Here is a 968-nt window from a genome sequence, read left to right on the forward strand (position 1 = left end):
CCTGCGTCAAATCTCACAATATGAGTACGACAAGCTCAAGGTTAATGGTCTATCAGCTCGCGTGGCTGAGATGGACGCCAACGGCATTCCAACGGGCCGCTTTACCCAAGAGAGCATTGCGGTGCGCACCGATGCGCCTGCGGTGAGGATGGAGCCTTATGTGAATAAGCGAACGGGTGAGCTTACGATGGTGCCGCAAGGTATCGACCCTGGATGGGCGTATCACCCTCAGTATCGTCGCCTGGTACTCGATCGCGAACTTGAACAAAAAGAAGCGGCCTACCAAGCCGCAGTAAAAGGAACAGCAGTATGATGAGAATAAAGGAGCTTGAAGAATGGGGCATTTACCTGCTCTTGATTTTACTCGGCTCAACATGGCGCACGGTCAGTGACAAAGACCTTACGCCATTGCAGCGTCTTTCGATTTGGTGTGGCCGTGTCTTTGCAGGTGGCCTGATTGCTCTGCTTGTGCGTTACGGGGGCATTTCTCTGGGTTGGTCTGAGGAGGTGCGATTCTTTGTTGCAGGAATGCTCGCCGTGGCCGCCCCTGAGCTTTTAACCGCCATCGTGGTGATTGCCACCGAAATTAAGCATGACCCATTTAAAATGATCAACAAAGCCCGTAAGTGGTTAGGGAAATAAAAACCGCCTAGAACGCACCATAAGCCCGTTAATCACCATAAGGGCTACAACGAGATGAAAATCATTTCAAAAACGCGCCACGGGATTTTGCAACGCCTTTGCAACGCACTCTCTTCTTATCTCATGGCGCGCTTTTCTTATTTCCTATCGAAAATAGGATAAAGCGCAATAATCACACTCTTTAGGCCTACTCCTTAAACTGGATTTTATTCACGAAGGAGAAGCAACGTGCCTAAGTCTTTAAGTCAACGTCGTCCACGACAACATCCTGCTGCATTAGAGAATGAGCAAAACAGCAATCTCGCCATGAACTTCTATTACGGGTT

At 49.3% G+C, this 968-nt stretch carries 1 protein-coding gene and 1 pseudogene; both read left to right on the top strand.

All coding sequences use genetic code 11. The features are described 5' to 3' along the window. A pseudogene (locus RH88_RS23550) lies at nucleotides 1-313 on the top strand (hypothetical protein); the annotation flags it as partial. Next, nucleotides 310-642 (top strand): hypothetical protein, encoded by a 333-nt coding sequence (locus RH88_RS06415; protein WP_005594312.1) that lies wholly within the window; start codon nucleotides 310-312, stop codon nucleotides 640-642. The pseudogene RH88_RS23550 and the gene RH88_RS06415, both read left to right, overlap by 4 nt. The last annotated feature ends 326 nt before the right edge of the window (nucleotides 643-968 follow it).

It is taken from the genome of Vibrio scophthalmi LMG 19158, from assembly GCF_000222585.1.
GTDB lineage: Bacteria > Pseudomonadota > Gammaproteobacteria > Enterobacterales > Vibrionaceae > Vibrio > Vibrio scophthalmi.

Excerpts from the sequence above, each read along its gene's own strand:
- RH88_RS06415 (WP_005594312.1), top strand. The coding sequence starts at position 310 with ATGATGAGAATAAAGGAGCTTGAAGAATGGGGCATTTACCTGCTCTTG.